Source organism: Bradyrhizobium sp. ARR65, from assembly GCF_000472385.1.
Taxonomy (GTDB): domain Bacteria; phylum Pseudomonadota; class Alphaproteobacteria; order Rhizobiales; family Xanthobacteraceae; genus Bradyrhizobium.
In genome coordinates this window covers 58,830-80,328 of record NZ_AWZU01000038.1, presented here as the reverse complement: position 1 = coordinate 80,328, position 21,499 = coordinate 58,830, and the positions used below count along the sequence as shown (strand labels likewise).

General features: G+C 58.8%; 14 protein-coding genes and 3 pseudogenes. 11 read left to right on the top strand and 6 right to left on the bottom strand.

Annotated elements, in window-relative coordinates:
* Together F758_RS0131330 and F758_RS44855 are read left to right on the top strand one after the other, a co-directional pair.
* Nucleotides 1–758, top strand: a 758-nt coding sequence (locus tag F758_RS0131330) for an IS3 family transposase (RefSeq protein WP_035723648.1), incomplete at its 5' end; no start/stop codon positions are given.
* 260 nt (nt 759–1,018) lie between these two features.
* Nucleotides 1,019–2,153, top strand: a pseudogene (locus F758_RS44855) (prolyl oligopeptidase family serine peptidase); the annotation flags it as partial.
* 745 nt (nt 2,154–2,898) lie between these two features.
* Here F758_RS44855 and F758_RS0131315 read toward each other — a convergent pair.
* A complete protein-coding gene (locus tag F758_RS0131315; RefSeq protein ID WP_245286634.1) occupies nt 2,899–3,651 on the bottom strand; it encodes a Crp/Fnr family transcriptional regulator in 753 nt (250 codons plus the stop codon).
* A 3,911-nt stretch (nt 3,652–7,562) separates the two neighbouring features.
* Between F758_RS0131315 and F758_RS0131285 the strand changes: the two genes are divergently transcribed.
* On the top strand, nt 7,563–8,252 hold the full coding sequence (locus F758_RS0131285; protein WP_024511593.1) for a methyltransferase: 690 nt from the start codon (nt 7,563–7,565) through the stop codon (nt 8,250–8,252).
* A gap of 705 nt (nt 8,253–8,957) precedes the next feature.
* Here F758_RS0131285 and F758_RS0131280 read toward each other — a convergent pair.
* The 3 genes from F758_RS0131280 to F758_RS0131270 all read right to left on the bottom strand — a co-directional run bounded on the left by F758_RS0131280 (nt 8,958) and on the right by F758_RS0131270 (nt 11,435).
* Nucleotides 8,958–9,572, bottom strand: coding sequence for an anthranilate synthase component II (locus F758_RS0131280; RefSeq protein ID WP_024511592.1), 615 nt, complete (start codon nt 9,570–9,572; stop codon nt 8,958–8,960).
* Nucleotides 9,553–10,965 carry an aminodeoxychorismate synthase component I gene (gene pabB / locus F758_RS0131275; RefSeq protein ID WP_024511591.1) on the bottom strand — a complete coding sequence of 471 codons (1,413 nt, stop codon included), beginning with the start codon at nt 10,963–10,965 and terminating at the stop codon, nt 9,553–9,555. The genes F758_RS0131280 and pabB overlap by 20 nt, the downstream gene beginning before the upstream one ends.
* Before the next feature lie 164 nt (nt 10,966–11,129).
* Nucleotides 11,130–11,435 (bottom strand): Dabb family protein, encoded by a 306-nt coding sequence (locus F758_RS0131270; RefSeq protein WP_024511590.1) that lies wholly within the window; start codon nt 11,433–11,435, stop codon nt 11,130–11,132.
* A 1,490-nt stretch (nt 11,436–12,925) separates the two neighbouring features.
* On the opposite strand from F758_RS0131270, the gene F758_RS53445 reads away from it, so the two are divergent.
* From F758_RS53445 to ccoS, 7 genes and pseudogenes are all read left to right on the top strand, one after another.
* On the top strand, nt 12,926–13,345 hold the full coding sequence (locus tag F758_RS53445; protein WP_502689193.1) for a hypothetical protein: 420 nt from the start codon (nt 12,926–12,928) through the stop codon (nt 13,343–13,345).
* Between the two features lie 47 nt (nt 13,346–13,392).
* On the top strand, nt 13,393–13,752 hold the full coding sequence (panD, locus tag F758_RS0131235; RefSeq protein WP_024511585.1) for an aspartate 1-decarboxylase: 360 nt from the start codon (nt 13,393–13,395) through the stop codon (nt 13,750–13,752).
* Nucleotides 13,753–13,826: 74 nt separating this feature from the next.
* Complete coding sequence (locus F758_RS0131230; RefSeq protein WP_035723607.1) at nt 13,827–14,984, top strand: 8-amino-7-oxononanoate synthase; 1,158 nt, start codon at nt 13,827–13,829, stop codon at nt 14,982–14,984.
* A gap of 665 nt (nt 14,985–15,649) precedes the next feature.
* Nucleotides 15,650–15,847, top strand: coding sequence for a hypothetical protein (locus tag F758_RS49950; RefSeq protein ID WP_157450224.1), 198 nt, complete (start codon nt 15,650–15,652; stop codon nt 15,845–15,847).
* Nucleotides 15,844–16,443 carry a plasmid pRiA4b ORF-3 family protein gene (locus F758_RS0131220; protein WP_024511583.1) on the top strand — a complete coding sequence of 200 codons (600 nt, stop codon included), beginning with the start codon at nt 15,844–15,846 and terminating at the stop codon, nt 16,441–16,443. Before F758_RS49950 ends, F758_RS0131220 begins: the two co-directional genes overlap by 4 nt.
* Nucleotides 16,444–16,994: 551 nt before the next feature.
* Nucleotides 16,995–17,402, top strand: a pseudogene (locus F758_RS0131210) (HAD-IC family P-type ATPase); the annotation flags it as partial.
* Nucleotides 17,402–17,539: a cbb3-type cytochrome oxidase assembly protein CcoS gene (gene ccoS / locus F758_RS47155; protein WP_063614962.1), complete on the top strand. Its 138-nt coding sequence runs from the start codon at nt 17,402–17,404 to the stop codon at nt 17,537–17,539. The pseudogene F758_RS0131210 and the gene ccoS, both read left to right, overlap by 1 nt.
* A gap of 208 nt (nt 17,540–17,747) precedes the next feature.
* Here the strand turns inward: ccoS and F758_RS49945 are convergent.
* Nucleotides 17,748–17,864, bottom strand: a pseudogene (locus tag F758_RS49945) (hydrogenase expression/formation protein HypE); the annotation flags it as partial.
* Between the two features lie 43 nt (nt 17,865–17,907).
* Between F758_RS49945 and F758_RS0131195 the strand changes: the two are divergent.
* The gene (locus tag F758_RS0131195) at nt 17,908–20,514 is read left to right on the top strand and encodes a DUF5695 domain-containing protein (protein WP_245286633.1); all 2,607 of its coding nucleotides are present in this window, start codon (nt 17,908–17,910) and stop codon (nt 20,512–20,514) included.
* Nucleotides 20,515–20,563: 49 nt separating this feature from the next.
* Here the strand turns inward: F758_RS0131195 and F758_RS52845 are convergent, their stop codons facing one another.
* Entirely contained in the window at nt 20,564–20,692 is a 129-nt protein-coding gene (locus F758_RS52845) for a hypothetical protein (protein ID WP_283805883.1), read from the bottom strand.
* Between the last annotated feature and the right edge of the window lie 807 nt (nt 20,693–21,499).

Here is a 21,499-nt window from a genome sequence, read left to right as displayed (position 1 = left end):
CCCTGCGTCAACGCATGAGGGCGATCGCCCAGGAGCGCCGCCGCTTCGGCTATCGGCGCCTGCATGTTCTGCTCAAGCGGGAGGGTCATGTGATCAACCACAAAAAGCTATTCCGGCTCTACCGGGAAGAGAAGCTCGCGATGCGTCGCCGTGGCGGCCGCAAGCGGGCGATCGGGACCCGGGCGCCGATGACAGTGCCGATGGCACCGAACGACCGCTGGTCGCTCGACTTCGTCTCGGATCAGCTCACCGATGGCCGACGCTTCCGCATCCTGACCGTTGTCGACGATTGCACCCGCGAATGTCTGGCTCTGGTGGCCGACACCTCGCTCTCGGGCATCCGGGTGGCCCGGGAACTGGACCGGCTGATCGTCGAGTGGGGCAAGCCCAAAATGGTGGTCAGCGACAACGGCACCGAACTCACCAGCAACGCTATCCTGACCTGGGCCGATCAGAGCCGCGTCGCCTGGTACTACATCGCGCCGGGCAAGCCCATGCAGAACGCCTTCATCGAGAGCTTCAACGGTCGGCTGCGGGACGAATTGTTGAATGAGACGTTGTTCACGTCGCTGGCCCAGGTCCGCGTCACGCTCCCACACTCGCAGCTCGGATGGAAGACCCCGTCCGAGTTCGCCTTCACCTGCCACCCGCGCCGGGACCTGGCGCTGCGCTATGCCGAAGGCTCCGCGCCAGCTCCCGTCGCTACCACCGCCCAACCGGGCAAATCCAACCGCCAGGGCGAACTCTGGATTGGATAAACTTGGGGGCAAGGTCAAAATGGGCTGAAAGGGCCTTCCATATCTTCCCATGTCTGCGCTCGATGAACTGAGCACTTTGCGGACCGCGCGTGTAAGGTTCATCTGACTCAGGGTTGGATCGCTCGACTTCTTCTGCTTCTCCAAGCCAGCGGCTGCTTCTTCCTGCTGGTAGTAGGTCCTTATAATCTGACAAGCGCCGACAAATTCGGAGATATCGGACTGCAATTCGTGAGGCTTTCCGTCCAAGCAAGCTACGGCATGGTAACCGTCAGTGCGAGGTTCTTTTCGAGCCAGGCCCGCGCCGTGCGCTGCAGGGGGTCTTTTGGAGTGCCGGCAAGCTTGTGCTTTCCATTCTCAACGAGCTGCGGCCGTTCTTCGAGATCTGTACGCCATCCGATGAAGGGTGGGGACCCGCGAGGAGCAACTGCGCGGGCTTTCCGAGATTGGGGTGATCAACGTCTAGCTCCTTGATCGCGATGCATCGGAAAGAAATGGCGACCTGCTCGTCAATAGCCAGGATCCGCTTACGCCAGCTTCGCTTATGCTGATCGAGAATAACCTCGCCAGTCCGACCGTGCTCAAGCAGGCGCCGAAGACCTTTACCGCGGATGGGCTCGTGGTCACCCAACACGAGGCCATTTCGATTGATGGCGAGCGCATTCCCTATGTACAGACCGGTCCGGCCGACGAGACAGGCGATGCGCCAGTCCATATGAGCGGCTACGGCGGGTTTCGGTCAGGCCGTACTACGATTCAGCACTTGGCAAGCTTTGGCTGGAGCGCGGCGGCACCACAGTGCAGGCGAATTTACGGGGCGGCGGCGAGTTCGGCACGCGCTGGCACGACGCCGGCCGGCTCGCCGGTAAGAAACGCTCGCACGACGACTTCGCGGCCGTTGCCGCCGATCTCGTGCGTCGGGGCGTGACGAAGCCGAAGCGGATCGCGGCCCAGGGCGGATCCAATGGGGGCATCCTCATCGCCAATATGCTGACGCGCTATCCGGATCACTTTGGTGCGCTGTTCTGCACCGTCCCGGTGATCGATATGCGCCGCTACACCAAGCTTCTGGCAGGAGCAAGCTGGATTGCAGAATTTGGGGACCCTGATAAGCCTAGCGACTGGGAGTGGCTCAAGACCTATTCGGCCTATCATGCCGCCAAGCCGGGCCAAAATTATCCGCCGATCCTGATCGCTACGACCCGGCGGGACGATCGTGTTCATCCCGGACACGCGCGCAAGATGGCCGCGAAGCTCCAGGCGATGGGTTACGAGGCCTATTTCTACGAGCAGGCGGCGGGCGGCCATGGATACGGCCGGGACAACAGAGAGCGCGCCGGCTTGGAGGTGCTGGGCTTTCGATTCCTCAAGAGCAAGATCGGCTGGTTGGAGGGCTAGGCTTAGGCGGGCGCGGCCCTTGTGATCCCACAAACTCTAGCGTGTTGTTGGACCGTATTTCAGGGATCTCGGTCGGAGAAGGGGGCCTACGCAACTTACTAGACGTCGACAGGTCGCGTACGCTCCATGCGAGATTGCGTGCGCGCAAGGCCAGTGTTTTGGGGTATGCTACAATCTGCCGGCGGGTAAAGCTTTGCCATATCGTTTGAAGGCAGAGATGCCGAGACAATTAAGACGCGCGGCTCTTACTCCGCGGTACTGATCTCCGAACCATTGCGTCAGCAAGTCTTCGGCGGGCGCGATCACGTCAATGGTTGGGGCATTTTGAGCGCCGCGAGAGCCTTGTCGCGACCAAGCGGATTTACGGAAAGTGCGGACTTCTTGAAGTATACTAATTAGCCGTCGTCGCGGGAAGCAGCTCTGGCACGACCCGGCCGGTCGGGCACCGGCTGGGGCAATTGAGTGCGAGCTCGCTTGCTTAGAGCGAGCCGATCCGATTTGGTCTATTGCCTCAACGACAGGGTGGTATTTCGGCATTATCAAACCGGAAATGATTGGAGTGTCAGCGGCTTTGCACCTGTACTCCTGTTCTGTGTGAGCATCGCGGATGCGGTCGTGCCGTGGCCCGTGATGGCCGCGCCCAAAGATACGTGAACCAGCCGCAGAGTGGGTCAGATGAAGCTGCCGCACAATTGCGAATCTTGATAGGCGATCCGAATACGCCTGCATTCTTGCTCGGCCGCCGCTATGGAGCGTCTCCCGGCAATGGCACAAGCGCAGCTTGCGGAGTTGGCAATTCCTGGCAGTACATGCGATCGATCCTGCGCTGCATTAGCGTATAGCAATCGCATGTGATGCTCTCGAGACCCGCTCGGTCGATCTCGATGAAGCCGCGCCGATCGGAGCGGATGGCGCCCGCTGCGCGAAGCTTGCTCATCGTCAACGTCACTGTTGTTCGCCGCACTCCGAGCAAATGGGATAGCGCCTCTTGTGTCACCGGAAGGAGGTCCTCCGAAACACGATCGTGCAGCTGCAGTAGCCACCGCGCCATGCGGGCATCCACCGTATGGAGCGCGTTGCAGGCGGCGACGTGCTGGAGCTGCAACAAAAACGAGCGGGTGTGGACCTGCACGATGTTCCTGATGGCTGCACTTCGCGCATAGGCAACCCGGAATTTCGCGGCGGAAATCAGCGATGCCGTGCCGGCCACCCGAGCAACCGCGGTAACGGACGAAAGTGACGGGCCGAGCACGGAGAGCGAGCCCAAAGCGCCTTCCCGCCCGACCAGCGTGGTTGCGACCGTTTGCCCGTCTGGCATATCGAGCATGAAGGCGATGGCGCCGCTGTGGGGAAAATAAACCTGGTCGAGCTCATCATTTGAGCGCACCAAAACAGTTTCGGGTTCGAAAGAGATCTTCTGAAAGTGTGCGGCGAGCAAGCCGAAATCGGCCGGCGGCAATGCCGCCAGCAGCCGATTCCCAACGCCAATCTGGGCCACGGTTACCGTGCCTTTTCGCGAACGAGCAGCCAATGAATCTGCTCCCCTTGAAAATGAATTGACCGATTCCTCATAAAATCTGGAATATGGCCGGAGAAAAAATCAGATGGTTTAAGGACCCGGAAAAACCTTGATAAGATAGACCGGACTTTATCATGTCGAGCGCGAACTCGCGTCGCACGTCACGATCAAGACCGTCTCGGCTCCGATCGACATCGTCGCAGTCTTCTCATTCTGCCTTGGAGATGCGCGATTAGCAACTTCCGTCTCGCGGCTCACAAGCCAAAAAACCAGGCTTCTCCGCGGCACGAGGTGCGAGACTCGTATCGAATGTCTGAGACCGGCAGAAGCCCCTCTGGTTCGAAACACAAGCTTCTTGGGATGCCATGGGGCTTTTCGTGATAGAAATTGATATTGATGTAATAACCGGGTCCCGAAGGCGCCTTTTGGTGAGCTCTCACCAGAACGAGTTTTTTGATTTCCAACTCTCAGGTCTCGATTTCGAGATGCAGACGAGCTGCGGTCCCCCGCGAGCTTTTATTGTCGCCACGAACACGAGCCGCGGATCCATCGCCTTGGCTGTTTCGTCCGATCTGTATTTTCGCTCTACTCACGCCTGGCGGAAGAAGCCATTATCAACGTCCCTCGGCGGTTGATGGGTCAAATCACGTGCCTGTGGCCGTGCGAAGCGCGCGCTGCGCTTGACAGAGCATGTCACCTTCAAAACGTCGGCCGGCGTGAGCCACCGCGATTTGAGGGTTTGCGACCAACCGGTTTCGCGCCGACGTCGCGAAGTCCGGCCGCGAGACGGATGGGCGAGTTATCGAGATTTCGCTACTCCCAAGCGGGACCAGCCCTATAGTTAGACCGACACGGAGATCGAATCGTTGTTGAACGTAGTACTTGCCGTACCTGCTGCAAGCAGATGCGGGCGCTGGAGTTCTCTCACTCCGTTCAGACTGACCGCGGGCGTGCTTCCGGGGCGATCTGGCTTGAGCGTACCGGTGTCGATGTCGGGATGGCGTATTCACGGGTAGGGAGCAGGCTTAAAAAAACGCGTACCGCGTGCTCCTCTCGGTCGGTGCTCCATGCCGGACGCTCACGCGCGCTGCGGTCCGCAGCTCTGCGGCGGGACTCGATGCCAGCTCAGCTAAAAGAAATGAAGAAGCGCGCGGACAAGCTGGATTGCTGCGTGAATGCACCGTCCTTTGCATTAAAGAACATCAGGATGGCGCTAAGCTGCTATGTAGCCAAATTAATCATTGGCTTGCGAAGCATTGCGGTACATGCAATTTCGGCAGCGAGTGGCGCATCCGGACGCTCTGGGCCGATGTTCATGCATGCCTCGACTTTGGGAGCGTCGACGCGCATTAATCCCTGGTCCTGACCGGACGGTGCGGGCACTCGACGCTGCCCTTCAGCTGGGTTTCCACTTGAGGGTAGAGGAGGACTCGAACGTGCCGCGTTTCTAGAGCTGCTCTTGCGTTGCGTAGCATCGTCTGGCTTCATGCAAGCGCGGGCCGGAGCGGCTCCTCTGGGGCGTAGGCGGCTCGCACGTGATGCCAGTGCACCAGTTTATGCGGAGACGCCGGACTGCCTTAGGAAGCTCGTCTCAGACGAGGACGCAGGAGGCGGTTGGCGTCGCAGGCGCCTTGTGAACACTGACGATCCTATCGCGACAACAGTCCCTAATCTGCTTGAATTGGAAAGCTGATCATACGCTTATCTAGTAGGCCTCGCCCCGATCGGTGCGTGTAACGACTACGCATGTGGTGCGCTGCAGCGCAGGTCGGCTAGTTGCGACGTCCTTCGCTAGAGTTTGTGCCGCACGGAAGGCCTGCAGTTCGTTTTCGAACGACAACCCGATGGAGTCGTCGACATTCACCTTTCCTTGGAATTGAAATAGAAACGAACCATTCGTTTGGCCGCCTCATTGCGCGCTAGGAAGGACGACAGGTCCTTGTAAAATTGGATTGCAGCGCGGGGTTCCCACATGCGACCGGCCGTCCGCTTCGCGGCTAACCACACAGCGCCGACGTGGCGCAGGACTCTCACTACATGCACAATGCGCATCTCAAAGCGAAAAGCATTAACAAAGGGGGCCAATCGTCGTTTTGATTTCCATCAGCCGTACGCTATGTGTCACGACCTTAGATGGAAGCGAAAAACGGGGGCAATCCACCGGATGAAACAGTTCGTACGTCTCGGACGCAAGTGAGACGATACGGCTACAGTGATGAAATTGGTGGCGCGTTCTGTACGTTGCGTACTGAGCTGGTTCTTTGGGAGCTCTCAGCGCCTCAGATACAAGCCGAGCCTTCCTTTCGCGAAAGGTTCGACTTTCGGTCAGTGAAGCAGTCGATGACATATACAGCTGGCGAGTGCTGCGTCGACGGACACTCGGTCGAACAGAGAGGAACATGACGGCAAGCAATAGGAATCAACTACCGGTGACGGTGGACGAAAAGTGCGAGTTGGAGCACTGTAAGCGAGAGATCGCCCAGCTCAAACAGTTGGTCGTGCGGCTTTCTGAAATTGTCTTACGCAATCTCGCGAAGAGCGCCGACGGGCAAAGATCAGAGCACCTGGAGGCTATGAGCGACCCGCGAAAGTGAGGCCCGGATAACACTCCCAGCGTGAGATCGCCATCGAGCACCTCCAGCCAGATCTTTAACTGCCTCGAGCGCGTCTTGGGCTCGCGTGACGCGGTTGACGTCTGGAAGGCGGCCATTTGATTCCTTTCTACGTTCAGCCGTGTCGCCGAAAAGAAGGGCCAAGTAGCTGCTGTGGTGAGAGTGCCTTTATCGGTGAGCTAGGAAGAAGGGCCGGACGACTGTACCCCAAGAAGCGGCAGGAAGATTGATTGCGGCGGCTGTTTGGGAGTACGGTTCGATAGAAGCCGACCAGCGCTTTTGCCAGGCGCGCGCCCATCGCGTGATGAAGAGTATGGCCCGAAAGCGACCTCGGCTGAAGGCGCCGAAGCCTTCAGCGCTGTTGAAGGCGCTCGGCCATTCCGCACCGAACGTGCGCAAGTAGAGAGCACGGCTGGTCCCCTCTGGCCCGGCATGATCACGGCGACATCCACGACAGCCGAGAGCATCGGTGTTGCTCAACATGCAATGGGTTGCAGCGCGGTCAACTACCGGTGTTGGTAATTGGTCTCGATGACCGACGCATGGCAGACAATGCTCTAGGACGACCGGCGCATCGTCGATGATCGTCGGGCGGATCAAAGGCCACGAGGAATTCGGGATGTACATCAATTCCACTTATGTCGGCCAGCGGCACGGAAGCGTACGCTGAGTCCGCCGCCGCAGAAATGCTCGCGCTCTGAGCCAGAGAGCTCTCTATCCCTCATGCGCGGTCTAATCACTCAGATGAAAAATGCTGATGGGAGCAGCCTGCAATCTCGTTTGATGGGGAAAACTCGCAAAGGCATGAGGTACAAACTTTCGGAGAACACCGAGTCAGCAGGCTCTTGGAAACTGATCGTTTTCGGACTCGGCGGATTACCAGGGGAATCCAGCAAAGAGGCAGGCCCCGCTCCTAAGCTTCGAGTGTTATTGCCCGGCAACTGCGGCGATCTGGAATCCTGTAGACAAAAACATCTGGTGCGTGGAGGCCAGCCGAATTCCGCTCACGACGGACCGCACCAGCGGATTTGATGTCAAGAAGGCGGGCCCAATGCCTCGGTGATAGGGCAGTGCCTACGTTCCAAGCTGGCTCGATCGCTGTCCTACCACCATGAACAACATCGACCAATGTTCGTCCAAGGCACCATGCCAGCCCGCTCCCGATGGATGAGCTCGCGGACATGCTCATGGGCGGCACGGGGGTGGGAGGCATGCTCAGGCCGAACACGGTGAACGAACTCGTCCTTTCATTCCTGCTACCGAAATTTGGAGAGTTGCATGACTGCGACGCTAAGCGTATCCGTGCGGCGCCAAACGACCGACGTAGATGCGATGCTGACCGAACTCCGATTATGCGAACGCCCGCATGATGTGGAAGTGAGCGGGATGCCCTTACATGTCCTTCCTGGTGTTTTATCACCGCGTCTAAGTCATGGTTCCGACGCCTTGATCTCGAAGTGGCACATCGAACCTGGGGCAACAGTCTTAGATCTGGGGTGCGGATCAGGTGTGCTAGGGCTTGCAGCACTCCGTGCCGGAGCTGCACGCCTAGTGGCTCTCGACATAAATCCGCAAGCCGTCCTGACGACAGAGATAAATATCAAACGACTAGGTTACTCGGATAAGGCGCACGTGCGTTACAGTGATGTCTATTCCGCGCTGCAATCGGGAGAAAAATTTGACGTCATTCTCTTTGCAGCCCCCTACTGGAATCGCAAAGCGAAGGACGACCTCGAGCGCTCTTGCTTTGATGAAGGTCATAAAGTTATTGCCTCAGCGCTCGAAGGGGCGCCTCTCTGGTTAAATGCTGAGGGCGTAATGTATGTGGTATTCTCAGATCAGGGTGATGTGGGGCGCGTCATGAACTTGATTGACGAAAGTGGGCTCCGTGTTCGAGATATGCATATTTTTCGGCCATCGATCCTGGGCGGGCACGTCCGCATTGTCTGGGAGCTTACAGTTCGATGAGAGTCTTCCTTGATTCGTGCACTATCCCTGCTCGTGCCTCATGGCTGGAGTTCCATGTGTCGCTGGCGGGTCAGCGTTTCTCGCGAGTTTAGTCAATTGGTCGTGTGTCAGCGTCTTGAGGATCTGCAGTAAATGTCGTCCCGCGAGATCAGATCCCGCACGGCGCGCTGAGGGAGTTGCCCCCATTCGGACCGTGGAGCAGGGCCCCCGCCGGCAATGGCACTGACGAAGATGGCTGCGCTCAGCTACGGCCGGTCGCCGCAGGGGCGCGTGGTGCGCGCTACGCGCATTAGGGTGGCGCCGGCTCTTGATTGCGGTGGCCTCAAGCCAGCCTGGATCGACTGACGTGGACCCGCGAGGCGTCAATGAATTGCTGAAGCTGGAATACGCATCGCCAACGGACGATCATGCGGGGCTTGAACTGCTGCTCCATCTAGCCCAAGCTCACTGGCCAGGAGGCGCTGGGCCGCGGCAAGCTGCGGCATGAGTTTTGGCTGCGAGCCGCGGCACAGTGTAGACGACGAGGATGGGTTCTTAGCTGCTGCTCGACCCAACCCCAACCGCAAGCCCAAGTCCAAGCGATCTCGCTGGGAGTCGTTGGCTCGCGCCACGCTCGTGCGACGAGCTAGCCTGGGGGCCGCGGTCATGTGAACGAGGATGAGGCGGGCTCAGCTACGTGAAGCAACCGCGCGCACACCTGACAGCTCATTCGACGTCCGGTCCCGGGGTCACTCTCGCGCTCAGGAAATTCTCTGCAAGACGTAAGAAGTTCTTGAATACCATGTGTCCTTGTTGGGTAAGTATTGATTCCGGATGGAATTGTACCCCATAGGTTGGTTGATCGCGATGCGCCAGGGCCATAATCTCGCCGTCCTCCGACTGGGCTGTCACCATCAGGTGAGGCGCGCACGTCTCGTCGAGCTCGACAATCAGAGAATGATAGCGCCCTACGCGAAGTGGAGACGGCAGATCCTTGAACAGTCGCCGACCGTCATGCGTTACGTACGAGGGGCGGCCGTGCATAGGGCGACGTGCCCGCGCCACGCGTCCCCCGAAAACACTCCCAATACACTGGTGTCCAAGGCAGATTCCCAGAATTGGAATGCGACCTGAAAGGTCGCGGACTACCGCGGTAGATATTCCAGCTTCCTTTGGAGTGCACGGACCGGGGGAGATCACTATTGCACGCGGTCTAAGGCCAACGAGATCGGTGATGCTAACGGCGTCATTCCGGATAACCTCCGTTGCTTCATTAAGGTTGCGGAAGTAACGGGCAATGTTGAAGACGAAAGAGTCGTAGTTATCGATGATTACAATCAAAATGCACCACGTCTTCTAGGCTGCGAAATGCATCAAAGAGTCGCTGGGCTTTGGCGAGCGTCTCCTCATATTCGGCCTCTGGATCCGACATCGCCGTTATTCCGCCACCTGCATGAAACACCGCCACGCCGTCATCAATAGTGACAGTGCGGATCGCAATATTCGTGTCCATGTGCCCATTGAATCCGATAAACCCGATTGCCCCGCAATAGAGCTCTCGTGCCACCCGCTCGATTTCCGCGATAATTTCCATCGATCTTACTTTCGGCGCCCCGGTGATGGAACCACCCGGAAAGCAAGCGCGAGCTAGGCTAACCGCGTCCTCGTCCTCCGCAAGCTCGCCCCGGACGATCGATACGAGGTGGTGCACTGAGGCGTAGGATTCGAGTTCGCACAGTTTTGCAACCTCGACCGAATGCGGGCTACAAACACGAGATAGATCGTTGCGCAGGAGGTCGACAATCATCGTGTTCTCCGCACGATCCTTTTCGGACGCTAGAAGGATCTCGGCCCGGCGCTGGTCTTCCCTGGAGTCCGCAGATCGCGCAATCGTGCCTTTGATGGGACGCGTTTCGACCTGTCGGCCGTCAAGCTTTAGGAAACGCTCCGGCGAGCTCGATGCAACGGTCAGTTTGCCGTAGCGCAAGAGGGCCGCAAAGGGGGCCGGGTTCAAGGACCTCAGCCGGTCGTAGAAGGTAAGCGGATCGAAGAGGGGCGACACCTTGGCGCTGAAGCGCTGCGCAATGTTGGCTTGGAACACGTCTCCGGCCAAAATCAAGTCGATCACGCGCCGTACGGCCGCAACGTACCCTTCGCGGCTGAAGTTCGAACGCCATTCGCCTACTGTGCCAGGGAGCGCAACCCGCGGCGACTTGGGGCTGGCAAGCAGTGTTACAAACTCATTCGCTCGGCGGCGTGCACGCTCGCTTCGCCGTGAAGGATCTAGCTCCGGCCATCCGGTCGACATGATCCAGCATCTCTCGTCAAGCTGGTCGAAGCTCACGACCACATCATAGAAATGCAGGATGGATTGGGGCAAGGCATGACCCGGAATTGGCAGCGCCGGCAGTCGCTCCACTGTCCTGTTTAGATCGTAAGCAAGGAAACCTGCCGCACCTCCCTGGAAGGGCGGGAGATCGGGGCGATGCTCTTGCGGGTAGTTGGCGAGCAGGGTGCGAAGAACTCCCCATGGATCGCCCTCAAGAACCTCTCCGTTCCAACTCGCTTGTCCGTTCGCGACCGTATAGGTGCTGAACGGGTCGCAGGTCAGATATGAGTAGCGCCCAAGGAGCTCGTTCCTTGCTGCGCTGTCGATAAATGTGAGATGCGATCGATGCGCCAGACGTCGCATCGCTGTGATAGGCTCAATCCACTGCAGTTCGCGCACGTACATCGGATTGTCTGTCACTGATCGCGGTGGTGAGAGATGCAATCCGTTTCTGCCCTAACCCGAGAAGAGGACGGCTCCTCTGGAACCCGCGGAGTCGTGCTACTCTTTGCCCCCTCAACCTCCGGGAGTGGACACGCCGCGCCCAGCACCTGGGCTATGACCGCCGCCTAGACCGAACGTGCATCTGTAGATACATTGTAGTCGGCCGCGAACCGCAGCTCCCTGAGCGGTCGTACCCGCCTGATCGCTTCCTGGTATAGATCGTGCGCCTTATATGCTGCGAGCTCCGCCTCACTGTCGAACTCACCATAGACCACAACGTCAATATCGTTGCCGAGCTGGTCGGTTTTGCGATTGCGAGCGACCTCGAGCCGCCGTGCATGTGGGATGGTAGTAAGGACCGATAAGCCTTCGATGATTTGCTCGATATGGGCCTTATTCTTGGCGCTGAACAAGACGATGTGACGAATCATGGATGGCCCTTAAGGAGTAATGTCGCAAGGAGTCGCATAACTATCTCGGGATCGAGCTCGCTGCAACGGCTGCAGCCGATTGCGTGTCACGCCCTTCGCAGCCGCTGGTTTGAGCCTTCGCAATCGTCTGGTCTGCAATGGAAACCCGCTACATCTCATTTTCTGGTCAGGGCCGGGGAAGGGCAAGAAGCTCAATCGTTTGATTGTGACGCGCGAGCAGGTTGCAGCAATGTTGCGCGCCTTGCAAGCTTTGCAAAGCTTGCCGCTGATCCTGATTGGACCGCGGTTTGCGAGCCGCAGTTTCGCGCAATCTCGAATACGAGACGTGAATTGCAAGCCGTAGTGCATGGAGGTTTGCGGAGCGGGCGCGGGATGGTGCAAGGAGCTACCAGCGGGTGCTGAAACTGCGCGTTTCGCCATTTCAAAATCGGAAATCGTCTTCATCATCTCCTTCCATCCGCGTGCGCTCAATCCGCGCCAAATGGCTGGAGTCGAGCTTGGGAGCCATGTTTGCGCAGAGCGACCGGTTCGAGCACGGCGCAAATCTTCCGCGATCTACTTCACTGAATCGTATCAAGCAGCGCAAGCCGCACACCGCGAGGGGGCTGGCGAGGACAAGATATTGGGCCCGAAGTTGCCAAAAGGCGTCGCGCACCGAAGCGCGGCGTGAATGGAAGTCCAGCGCGATATGATCTTACCGCAACGGGGCGTCTGGCTGCAGCGCGCCGCCGATGGCGCTCAAGTGATCAAATCTGCCGTGCGGCCCGAAGTCGCCGTGCTCTCGTGAGCATCATAGATTATCTACTGTAAAAGCTGATGCATCTTCCTCTAGCCTTCGCTAGCATCACTCAGAGTGGTTATTGTAGATAATCTTCCTGGTTATCTATTGTGACCCTGGAGGGGAACGCAAGTCGAATGACTGTTGCTGGGGACGTGGGCCGCGAACGCGGGTATAGCGCGCGGGGTCGCAGCGATTGGCAGCGCGCTGAGGTGGAAGCGTTCTATGCGGCGCGGTTCGCCGAATTGATGTTTCGGGTGCAGAGCGTTCATCGGGAGAACGTCGATCCGAACCAACTGGAAGCAGCTAACTTCCTTAGCATCAATCCTGCCGGCTCTCCGGAAACCTGCGGCTACTGCTCACAAAGCGCACATTACGAGACGGCGTTGAAGGCAGCCCACGTGATGGACTGCGCGGATCTGGTCGCCACAGTGCGGCGTCAATCACGCGGGTGCGACGGGCTTTTGCATGACCGCGGCTGGCGCAGTCCAAAAGTCGGAGATCTCGGTTCCGTCTGTGAGATGGTCAGGGCGGTTAAAGGCCTTGGCATGGAAACCTGCGTGACGCTCCGCATCTTGAACTTGGGGCGGGCCGTAAGGCGCGCCGAGTCTGGGCTCGACTTCCACAGTCACAACGTCGAGGCACCTCGCCGGAGTTCTGGACAGGATCATCACGAAGCTGGGCCTGCAGGACCGCATCGACCCAGTTGCACATGTACGCGATGCCGACATCAAGGTGTGCAGCGGCTGCATTGTCCGCATGGGCGAGCGCGTTGAGGGCCACCTCGGCATGTTCGTGCTACTCGTCAATCCTCCTGAGCATCCAGACAGCGTGCCGATCAATTTGTGGAACGAGGTCAAGGGCGTGCGGCCATGACACCGGCGAGCGGCCCGATCCGATGGCGTTTGCGCGTCCGGTGGCGACGGCTCGGATCATGATGCCCAGGAGCGTGATGCACTTGTCCGCGGGACGGCCGTACATGAGCGATGAACTACAGGCGCTGTGCTTTTGGCCGGCGAAGTCAAATCTTTCTCGACGATGCGCTCCCGGGCACCAAGAACCCGAGAAAGCGGATCGCGAGGCGAACTTGCTGGACCGGCTCGACATCGCGTCCGCCCTTTCCCCTAAGTAAAGCAGATTAGCCAACTCGCTTTGCGTATATTCCAGTGTAGGTGATCCATGCGAATTACGTTGATGAAAGGCAAAATCCATCGCGCCTCAGTGACGGAGGCCGATTTGCATTATGAGGGCTCGATATCGATTGATCGTGCGCTTATAGACGCGGCAGGCTTTTTAATCAACGAACGGGTCGAAATTTACAACATCGATAACGGAGCGCGCTTTGCCACCTATGTCATCGAGGCCCCGAAAGGGTCGGGTAGCATTGGCCTGAACGGCGCGGCTGCTCGACTTGCAATGGTTGGAGACAAGATCATCATCGTTGCCTATGCCTCCTTTGACGAGGCGGAAGCAAAAGACTTCAGACCACGTGTTGTGCTGGTTGACCGAGAAAATCGCCCTACCAGCTTGAAGCTATGAGGCGGCTTTGGAGCCTTCGCTCGCAGCGGCCAACAGAATTTGGGCGATTTGATCACAGGTCCGAGACTGAAGAAATGAGTTCATCAATTCATGCGGCCAAACTTGCTCCTTATGTCGCGGACCTCGATGCCTTGAAGAGAGATAACCGGATGCGCGGCCTCAAGCCGCGCGCCGGCGTCGATTTCTCATCGAACGATTATCTCGCGCTCGCCAATGCGCCGAGGATGAAGAAGGCGATCTGCGTCGCACTCGAGGCGGGCACGCCGATCGGGGCGGGCGGCTCGCGCCTTCTGCGCGGCAATTGCGTGGAGCACGAAGCGCTCGAAGCGGAAGCCGCCAAGTTATTTGGGGCGGAAACCGCCCTGTTCTTTGGCGGCGGTTACATCGCAAATTTTGCTGTCCTGACGACCCTGCCGCAGCGGGGTGATTTGCTCGTTATGGATGCCCTCGTGCATGCGAGCATTCATGAAGGCGCGCGAGCTGGCCGGGCCGACTTTCGGATAAGCGCCCACAATGATCCCCAATCGGTCGAATACACAATTCGCGACTGGCGAGCCAGAGGCGGAACCGGTCGCGTCTGGATCGTGGTCGAGAGTCTCTACAGCATGGATGGCGATTTCGCTCCACTGAAAGAGCTTGTCGCGATGGCAGATCGCTACGATGCATTCCTGATCGTAGACGAGGCCCATGCCACTGGCGTCTACGGCGAGCATGGACGAGGGCTCACCACGCGCTATGAGGGGCGCGAAAATCTCTTGGTCATTCATACCTGCGGTAAAGCGCTGGGTGCTGCAGGTGCCCTTGTCACGGCCTGCGGCGTGCTGCGCGATTTCATGGTCAATCGCTGTCGCCCATTCATTTTCGCGACCGCCCCGTCGCCATTGATGGCCGTTGCCGTGCGCGAGGCGCTCCTGATCTTGCGGGACGAGCCCGAGCGGCAGCAACGGCTGAGGAATTTGGTCGCATTCACACATCGGGAGATCGAAGTACGCGGCCGCTCTAGTCCTTCGAAATCACAGATCATTCCTTATGTCGTCGGCGACAATGCGCATGCGATGCGGCTCGCATCGAGACTGCAGGCGCGCGGCTTTGACATCCGTGGGATCCGGCCGCCAACCGTTCCAACGGGAACGGCGCGCTTGCGAATTTCCCTAACCCTGAACGTCACAGAAGATGATGTATCCGACATGCTTGATGCGTTGGTCGAAGAGACGTGGGGTGCTTCGCAATGAGCCGGCGCATCGTGTGGTGACAGGCACAGATACTGGGATTGGAAAGACAGCTTTTTTCGGCTGGCCTTGCAAATCTATTGAGCCATTCCGCTCCGATCCGCGCTTCCTAGCCGTGCGTCGGACTGGCACAATCACGGCAACCTTGAGTAAGCGTCAAAGACACACCAATAGCGGCATTAGACCTCCTCTCGACATCGTATGTGTGACAGCGCCTGACCTAGCGCTGGAGGCGTCTGGTCAGAAAAATAGCACGGGATCTCCAGCATGCGTTCAGTACGCCGCGCAAACTTTGTACGGAACGGACCAATCGTCCGCCGCTCTGCAATTGTCTTCTATTGGTCATGGCGCCTCTGGGCGCAGCTGGGATCCGCGGCAATGACATCTCAGCACACGATCACAAAAGAAAAACACCCATTCGGATGTCGCCTCCGAGCCCCTCGCGCCACGGCGGCTTAAAAACAGTTGACTCTGTCGTGTGTAGCACGAGGAATGGGGTCTTTACCGTCTCAGGTGGGACCAATGAGTGATCAGCGTTACACTTACTTCGTTTTCGCTTGCGTTTGTCTGCTCGTGACTGTCTTGGCTGTGGTTACAACAATTGAGCACATCTCAACCCGGGGGGCTCCCCTGAGCACAAGGCGGCACTGAGCGATGGGAGCCGGAACGTGACGCTGACGAGCGGAAAGCCGATTGGTTATCACCGCGAATGGATGATCTACAGAATCACCATGTTGGATAGGGATCCGATCGTTGTTTCTGAAGTCAGCAATACCGCGTTGCTCGATTTGGGACCACTGGACGAACTGTTTCTCCCGGCATCGACCTACACGATGCATGCACAGGATCCGGGGCTGGCAGCATGAGCCTCAACGCGACCGCGGTCCGGATCAAGGTGACCCTCAAGGATGTAAAACCGGACGTGACGCGACACCTTGTCGTGCCCTTCGCCCTGCGTCTTGATCGGCTGCATCTGACGCTTCAGGCGGCGTTTGGCTGGACGGATAGCCATCTCTTCGAGTTCTTCGCTGGCGAGGTACATTGGGGCATTCTTGATCCCTATAACGATTACGGCCAGCAGCTCATTGATGCCCGCAAGGCGCGCCTTTCCGATATCGTTCACGAGACCGGCGCCAAGACAATCCATTATCTCTATGACTTCGGCGACAGCTGGGACCATGTGATCAAGCTTGAAAAATGGTTCGATGCGCCGGCGGAGGGTCTTCCGCTCTTGCTCGATGCTGTCGGCCGTTGTCCTCCGGAAGATGTCGGCGGCGCGCCGGGATATGCCGACTACCTGGAGGCCATCAGCGATCCCACCCATCCGGAGCACGAGCCTATGCGCCTCTGGGGCCCAGAGCGGTTCGATCCCAATGTCGTCGACCGGGCTGCGCTCGAGGCCGCCGTCAAGGCATTGTCGGAAAGGTGGAAGCCTGGTCGGCGCTCCACGCTGTCAAAATAGACGTCAAGAGCTAGTTAAAAAGGCGGCTGAGCCACGCCTACAGTTCGCCAGCAGGCCATCGGTGTGAAATTATCCTTGTGAATCATATGGCGCCGCGCGGCGGCACAACCTGTACCCGTTCTCAGTCTTTGGGTTCGGGTCATTGCGAGATGTGGTGACGCGGAAAGGATATTGCGATTACGACTGCCATCGGCGCCGTCACTTAAGGGAAATCGTCATTCGCTACATCAAAACAAAGCCCGTTACGCAAGATCTCGCTACGCTTCGACTTGCGGCCTTGCTTACCGCCCTTATGCTGGTTTGAGCTAGACGCTGCCTCAATGTTATGGATCAAGACAACGCCGCATGCGGCCGAGCCGTCCACGACTAAACGCTCCCGTCGGTCTAAGCTGGGCGGAATCGCCCAGATGGCGCCCATCCAATGGGGCGATCGTGGTGTGCCAGATGCCAGAAGAGTGTTTCGCTTACGCAACTGAGACTCACATAGCTGACAAAAATAGCCGAATGAGTATTCACAGGCGGCGCCGTCGCATTCGACGCCGGCGAGATAGCGCCCAGGTGGCGCGCCGGCCGACAAGATCGCGCGGATCGAGACGCTCAAGCGCGACGGCATCAAGGTCCTGATGGTCGGCGACGGCATGAACGATGCGCCCTCGCTTGCGGCCGCCCATGTCTCGATGTCGCCGATCTCTGCCGCACATCTGAGCCAGGCGACTGCGGATCTGGTTTTTCTCGGGAAGCCGCTCGCGCCGGTCGTTTCCGCCATCGACCTCTCGCGCAAGGCGCTGCATCTGATGCGGCAGAATCTTTGGTTCGCGGTCGGCTACAATTTCCTGGCAGTGCCGATTGCGATCCTCGGCTTTGTGATGCCCTTGATCGCCGCCGGTGCGATGTCCGGCTCGTCCATTCTGGTTATGATGGGTGCGCTCCGCGCTCGCCACGTCGCGGAGAAGCTCTAATGGAAGTGCTTGTGATCCTGGTGCCGCTTGCGCTTGGGCTCGGTCTTGCAGGCTTGCTGGCTTTTCTCTGGTCGCTCAACAGCGGCCAGTATGACGACTTGGACGGCGCAGCCTGGAGGGCGATCGCCGATGACTAGCCGATAGAGCTGGCAGCGCCAGGCCGTCCCAGGCCGTGATCCCGAGGACCGCTCACGCTTGCTGATTCCGCTGCCTGCCGGAAACGGTTGGCACCCTGAACTTATTGCCTAAAGAGGCCACTCGATCGACCTTGAGCGTGATCTCTAGTGCGTCAGGGTGCTCAACGTTTACGATGAACACGAGAGAAGCCAAATGCGCATGATGTACTCAACAGATCCGGGGTAGCTGTTCGCCCGATAGCCACTCGACAATTCGTTCGCTGTCAAAGCGGGTCGACATCTGGACGAACTGATGATCGTCGGCCACAGCATAGCCAATGTCGGCGTGCATTAGCTTCTTGGGTAGCGCGTTGTTTGGGAGCTTTACGATGCAGACAGCCAATCGGCCGCAGCGCAAGATTGCAATGGTGTTGAAGGCGGCCGACTCTCCCTTCGTCGTTGGGTGCACACAAGACGGCATTACCTCGTTGCGTAATCGTAACGATACGTATGACACGGATTATGTCTTGCCTGGAGCCGTACTGGGGACGGCTCACGCTAGAGTTCGGCGTGCCGGATCAGAGTGGCATACGCTTCGAACCGGCGTTGAAGCAACGAAGCCGATGCATAGCGCGGCCCTTGAACTAGCAGCCCGCCATGCCGACGTCCTTCTCTCGACCCACCTCGCAGTCGACGAGGCTGGATTGACGTGGGAGATCATGCTGCGGAACGACGGCATGGCAAGCGTGGAGGTGGGCGACCTCTATTTGCCCATGCCGATGAACACCGAATTTCCGGCAGGGCAACCGGCTTCCATGAATGTTTTGAAGCACAGCTTCGTCTCGGGGCATGGATCGCACATCTTGTGGATTCGCGGCAACAGCATCGGTCCCTTCCTTATGCTCTTACCGGAAGCGGACACATCATTGGAATACTGGGATGTCCACAAGGATTCGGCCGAAGCCAGTGGGACGTGGTGCGCCTATATATTGGGGGGCGCGGCCGCTGGCGAGGCAGCAGCGGGCGGGACTCGCTGGCGACAGCCGACCCATTCCCTGTCCCTGTCGCCGACCGAACAACGGCGTTACCGTCTCCGCTTCCAGTGGGTTGCCGATTACGAGGCGGCGCGCAGGGCTATCGCGGACGCCGGTCTGGTGGACGTGGAAGTAATGCCGGGCATGACGGTTCCTAACGACCTGCATGTCGACATAGCGCTCGCGTCCTCCATTCCGGTGGAGCGAATCGAAGCGGAATTTAGCGGGGACACGGTGGTGCAACGGTTGCCGGATCGGGCTGGCAGGCGACTGTGGCGGGTCCGGTTTTCGCGATTGGGCGAGAACCGGCTGACCTTGCACCAGCCGGGCGCGCGACAGACCTTTCTTGAATTTTTCGCTACCGAGCCTGTCGAGACGATGATGAAGAAGCGCGCATCTTTCATCATGAAGCGACAGCATCGTGATCCGTCCAAATGGTACGACGGTTTGTTTGGCGAGTGGAACATGGAAACGCAGGTCCTGCTCGGCCCGGACAATTACGACCGGATCAAGGGCTGGCGCATCTACGAGGTGACGTGCGACGATCCCGGGCTGAGCAAGCCCGCTTACCTCGCGACCAAAAATGCCGAGCATCCTGATGTGGCCGAGGTGGCGGCGCTGGATCGGTATATTGATAAGTTCGTCTGGGGCGGGCTGCAGCGTACCACACAGGAGGACTACGCCTACGGTCTCTACGGCATACCTGATTGGAAGCAGAACCGGGAAAGCAGCGATCCCGGCCCAAAGGGCCGCCTGCATATCTGGCGGCCTTATGACTATCCGCATATCTTCGCGATGTATTTGGCGATGCACCGCATCGCGCGTGACCACCCCGCGATACCCACCCGCCAGAGCGCACGAGATTATCTGGTACGCGCCTACGGTACCGCGCTGGCCATGTTCACGTTGCCGATGCGCGTGGTGATGTGGTCTGCCTACCGCACTGGCTTCTACAACGAATGTGTGATCCCCGAACTGGTTTCGGCGCTCACGACGGCGGGCTTGACGCGCGAGGCGGCCATCTTGGAGGCGCACTGGGCGCGTAAGGTGCGCGCCTTCGTCGATCCGAAGGCGGACCTGTTCAAGTCGGAATATCCGTTCGATTCCACAGCCTTCGAATCAACGCAGGCACTGGCGCGCTCGGCCCTTGATGACCCCGTCGCTATGGGCGTTTCGAAGGCGGCAGCGCGTGCGTTCGCGGAGCGTCAGATTGCTGCAAATTTGTTCTGCCGTGGCTGGCTAGAACCTGCTTATTACTACCTGGGCAGCGATTATCGCGGGACTGCCGGGGACGCCTATACGCTGACTTACATGTCGCAGATGGGCGGCTGGGCGCTGCTTGATCATGCGCTGAACGATGCAGACGAGCCGCATCCGCTCCTTCGTCTCGGGTATGCGTCACAACTCAGCGCGTGGGCTTCGCTGAACAGCGGCCCTGCGTCGGCGGGTCATGGCTATTGGTATCCGGGCGAGGAGAATGACGGAGCAGCGGGTGGCGGCTTCGAGCCGGCGCCGCGCGGGATCACATGGCTCGGTCAGCCGCATCACCGCGGAACATGGTATTACTCGTGCGAGATCGACCTAGGATTTTGTGGGGCGGTCCGGGCTGCTGCGACGATCGTTGCCGACGATCCCATCTTTGGGCAGGTTTGTTACGGTGGCATCGTGGAGACGGTCGCTCACACCCTACACATCTGGCCACGTGACGGCGTGCGGCGGCGGCTCAACGTGCGGCTCCAATGTCTCCGATTGGACTTCGTGCTGCTTGACGCCCGATTCCGGGCGGATCGACCGATAATTTTGAATCTGGGGGAGGGGTTGATCAGCCTTACGCCCGAGCCCTTTGCCCCATCCGCACCGGAAGTGACGTTCGAATTGCGATACGATGGCGGAAGGAAGCGCAAGGAAGTCGTCGACATCACGGACGGCCAGGCGGTCGTCCACTTGCCTGCGGCTTGCTGACCGCGGAGACAGGTTCACTATTAGACTAGCCAGGCTGATGGCGCCTTGCCTAATTCAGCACGAAAACTTCAATATTGGCATTCTTTCCGTCGTCATCACGACCGACCAACAGCGGTATCGCCAGAACGGTAGGCAGGCGGATGCCTCCGCAGCCCTGTAAGCTCGGGCGCGCTGCCATTGAGGGCCTCCGTGGGAACTCATGACAACAATCCGTGTCGATATCCGTAGTTCTATCTGCGGAATGAATAGGTTCGGACATATTCGCGGCGTCGCTCCAGTTGAACTGACGAACGGCTTCTCCGGGATCCGGTGCTCGGTGGTCGTGCGCGGTTAGCCTGAGAGACGATGCTAGGACGGCTTCGCCGATCATCCCTCGCAGCGAATCCTGATCGTGACCTTCCGTACTCAGCTCGCTCGGCCAACTCGAAGCTTCCCGCGCGCTGTGCTGCGCAGCGACGTGCCTGACGCCTCTGGTGACTGCGTTTTCGCGATGAGGACCGCTGGCCCCAAATTCCAACGCCTCGGTGAGTCTAGGGTCTTCGTCAGGAACCCCTGCGACGGCTGTGGTATCAAGCTGCGGGACTTCATCCAAGTACGGCTCAAAACTCCGGTTGCTGCTGTTGCGGTTGTGTCACCGCGGCGTTGTAAGCAGCGAAATCCCAGTCGAATGGGTTGGTGCTGTTAAATGGGTCCGTATCCCCTCCGCTTGAGTCGGTTCGCTGTCCTGAGCAGATTCGCTCTCTGGTTCTCCCTCTATTAGGATCAGCTGTCGGCAAGCTGACGCGCTTAGAGACTTGAGTGAGCCAAATCGGCTAGCCCGACTCCCACACTCGCCGGAGGGACGCGCCAAGGATGCCGGATTGCATTTTTCGGAAACAAAGGGAGTCGGACTTTGAGTGGTGCGCTCAGGCGATCAAGGCCGGCCAATGGCGCGCCGACCAACGGGCGGACGGCTGGGCATAATCGTCATCGGCAAGCCAAGGCA

Bases quoted from the DNA above. Each gene is read 5' to 3' on its own strand.
- F758_RS0131285 (WP_024511593.1), top strand. From the start codon at position 7,563: ATGACTGCGACGCTAAGCGTATCCGTGCGGCGCCAAACGACCGACGTA.
- pabB (WP_024511591.1), bottom strand. From the start codon at position 10,965: ATGTACGTGCGCGAACTGCAGTGGATTGAGCCTATCACAGCGATGCGA.
- F758_RS0131270 (WP_024511590.1), bottom strand. From the start codon at position 11,435: ATGATTCGTCACATCGTCTTGTTCAGCGCCAAGAATAAGGCCCATATC.
- F758_RS53445 (WP_502689193.1), top strand. From the start codon at position 12,926: ATGTACGCGATGCCGACATCAAGGTGTGCAGCGGCTGCATTGTCCGCA.
- panD (WP_024511585.1), top strand. From the start codon at position 13,393: ATGCGAATTACGTTGATGAAAGGCAAAATCCATCGCGCCTCAGTGACG.
- F758_RS0131230 (WP_035723607.1), top strand. From the start codon at position 13,827: ATGAGTTCATCAATTCATGCGGCCAAACTTGCTCCTTATGTCGCGGAC.
- F758_RS0131220 (WP_024511583.1), top strand. From the start codon at position 15,844: ATGAGCCTCAACGCGACCGCGGTCCGGATCAAGGTGACCCTCAAGGAT.
- ccoS (WP_063614962.1), top strand. From the start codon at position 17,402: ATGGAAGTGCTTGTGATCCTGGTGCCGCTTGCGCTTGGGCTCGGTCTT.
- F758_RS0131195 (WP_245286633.1), top strand. From the start codon at position 17,908: ATGCAGACAGCCAATCGGCCGCAGCGCAAGATTGCAATGGTGTTGAAG.
- F758_RS52845 (WP_283805883.1), bottom strand. From the start codon at position 20,692: ATGGCAGCGCGCCCGAGCTTACAGGGCTGCGGAGGCATCCGCCTGCCT.